The organism is Algoriphagus sp. (assembly GCF_024642405.1).
Taxonomy (GTDB): Bacteria; Bacteroidota; Bacteroidia; order Cytophagales; family Cyclobacteriaceae; genus Algoriphagus.
In genome coordinates this window covers 1-2,660 of sequence record NZ_JAHEBC010000462.1, presented here as the reverse complement: position 1 = coordinate 2,660, position 2,660 = coordinate 1, and the positions used below count along the sequence as shown (strand labels likewise).

3 protein-coding genes are annotated in these 2,660 nt (G+C 39.8%); 1 reads left to right on the top strand and 2 read right to left on the bottom strand.

Annotation, left to right across the window (positions count from 1 at the left end):
• Both carB and Q0L68_RS19365 read right to left on the bottom strand, forming a co-directional pair.
• On the bottom strand, positions 1-1,426 hold a 1,426-nt coding region (gene carB, locus Q0L68_RS19370), incomplete at its 3' end, for a carbamoyl-phosphate synthase large subunit (protein ID WP_296705894.1).
• A 151-nt stretch (positions 1,427-1,577) separates the two neighbouring features.
• Positions 1,578-2,063 (bottom strand): peptide deformylase, encoded by a 486-nt coding sequence (locus Q0L68_RS19365; protein ID WP_296705893.1) that lies wholly within the window; start codon positions 2,061-2,063, stop codon positions 1,578-1,580.
• A 76-nt stretch (positions 2,064-2,139) separates the two neighbouring features.
• On the opposite strand from Q0L68_RS19365, the gene Q0L68_RS19360 reads away from it, so the two are divergent.
• A partial coding sequence (locus tag Q0L68_RS19360; protein WP_296705892.1) for an ATP-binding cassette domain-containing protein occupies positions 2,140-2,660 on the top strand: 521 nt, incomplete at its 3' end.

Genomic DNA, 2,660 nt, shown 5'->3' with positions numbered 1-2,660 from the left:
TATCGATCTCATTTTCGAGGTGAATCAATTCTTCAATCTGTCTTAAGAACCACTTGTCAATTTTTGTCAAATCATAAATGGTCCTAAAAGATATTCCAAGTTTAAATGCATCATAAATATGGAATAATCTATTCCAGCTTGGATTTGCCAAAGAATACAAAATCTTTTCTTGATCTTTTAGCTCTTTACCATCAGCCCCAAGACCATTTCTTTTTATTTCAAGAGATTGACATGCTTTCTGAAGTGCTTCCTGGAAGTTTCTTCCAATTCCCATTACTTCTCCAACAGCTTTCATAGAAAGACCCAACCTTCTATCAGAACCTTTAAACTTGTCAAAGTTCCAACGAGGTACTTTTACAATCACGTAGTCAATTGCCGGCTCAAAGAACGCTGAAGTTGTGCCCGTGATGGAGTTAGGGAGTTCATCCAAATTGTATCCTATTGCTAGCTTAGCAGCCACTTTTGCAATTGGATAACCTGTTGCTTTGGATGCCAATGCCGATGAACGGGATACTCGAGGATTGATTTCTATCCCGATGATCGTTTCGTTATCAGGACTTACAGAAAACTGAACATTACATCCTCCGGCAAAATTACCGATGCTGTTCATCATGGTAATTGCATAATTTCTCATGCGTTGATAAACAGTATCAGGAAGAGTCATAGCAGGTGCCACTGTGATCGAATCCCCCGTGTGTACTCCCATTGGATCAAAGTTTTCGATAGAACAGATCACGATCATATTCCCGATGTTGTCACGCATTACCTCCAACTCGTATTCCTTCCAACCCAGAATACTTTGCTCGATTAATACCTCATGGACCGGAGAGGCCTGAAGTCCAGCACTTAGGTGCTTTTCAAAATCCTCGGCAGTCTCAACAAATGCTCCGCCAGCACCACCAAGTGTATAAGAAGCTCTAATGATCAAAGGAAAACCAATTTCTTGGGCGATTTCTTTTCCTTGTAGAAAAGAAGTAGCTGTTGATCCTTTACATACACCCACACCGATTTTTTCCATCAGTGCTTTAAATTTTTCTCTGTTTTCGGCAGTATCGATTGCATCGATATCCACTCCGATCATTTTGGTATTGAATTTTTTCCAAATACCAGCATTTTCACAATCGATGGCCAAATTTAAGGCAGTCTGACCTCCCATAGTAGGAAGCACAGCATCAATATCCGGATGATTTTTCAGGATCTGGATGATTGACTTTTTTTCCAATGGAAGCAAATACACATTATCCGCTGTCACTGAGTCAGTCATAATCGTGGCAGGGTTGGAGTTAATCAACGTCACAATGATTCCTTCTTCACGAAGAGATCTTGCTGCTTGAGAACCTGCATAATCAAATTCACATGCTTGGCCGATGACGATGGGACCAGAACCGATGATGAGTACGTGCTTGAGGCTACTATCTTTTGGCATTACAAAAGGGGGAATAGAAGATGAATTTACTTACGTCCAAATTGGGGCAAAATTAGAAAAAAAATCCCGAAGGGGAAGGGGAAATTCTAATTAATCTGGGAAAGTATTGAGATTTCATGAACTAGAAATTGAAGAATAGGATAAAATCAAACTATTCTTTCCAACGAAAACTTTTCTGATCAATCGCCCTCATGGTACATAAAACCCCGTTAAGATGGTCGTATTCATGCTGAATCAATTCAGAAATAGCTCCGGAAGCATCCCATTCCTGCTGCTTCCAATTTTCATCTCTATAGCTCAAAGTCAATGATTGATGCCTTCGAACTTTCACCAGAAGATTCGGAAAACTCATGCAATCATCCCACATTTCAAACATCTCTTCACTAAGACTTTTTAATTCTGGATTTAGAATGACATAGGGTTTATCTAAATTCAGGTAAAACATCCGCTTCATGATTCCCAACTGTGGAGCAGCAATTCCCCTTCCAAAACCATAGACTTTCCGAATGTCTTCCATCGCTTCATGAAGTTGCTGCGTCCATGTTGGAACTTGATCCAAATCTGATTCGAGAACTGGTTCGCAAAGTTCATAAAGTCTAGGATCGCCGAGTTTAATGATGTCATGGATGGTTTTCATTTCCTTAAAGTAGCTTTTCTATTGAAACTTAGGAAGTCATACTTATTCTCCATTAGCTTTTCCTTACTTTTGCGGCATGAATTACCTTTCGGTCGAAAACCTCAGTAAAGCGTTCGGTGAGCGCAAGCTTTTTTCAAATATTTCTTTTGGCATTTCCCAAGGTCAAAAAATCGCTTTAGTTGGTATTAATGGTGCCGGCAAATCTACATTGATGAAAATCATCATGGGTTTAGAAATACCTGATACAGGTCAAGTTGGAATCAATCAGCAGGTGAAAGTGGCTTATGTTCATCAGAACCCTGTATTTGAAGGAACTTTGACTATTTACCAAACCATTTTTGACCAAAGTAATTCAGAAGTTCTTAATGTCATTGAGGATTATCACAAAGCCATGCTGGAAGCAGAACGTGGCATTGATAACTCCGACAAGATGGCTGTACTTTTCGAGAAAATGGATGCCTTCCAGGCTTGGGATTTTGAATACCAAGTAAAAGAAGTTCTAGGTAAACTGGGGCTTCATGACACCGATCTTCCTGTAGGAACACTTTCCGGTGGTCAGAGAAAGCGGGTAGCCTTAGCAAAAGCAATTTTGGAAAA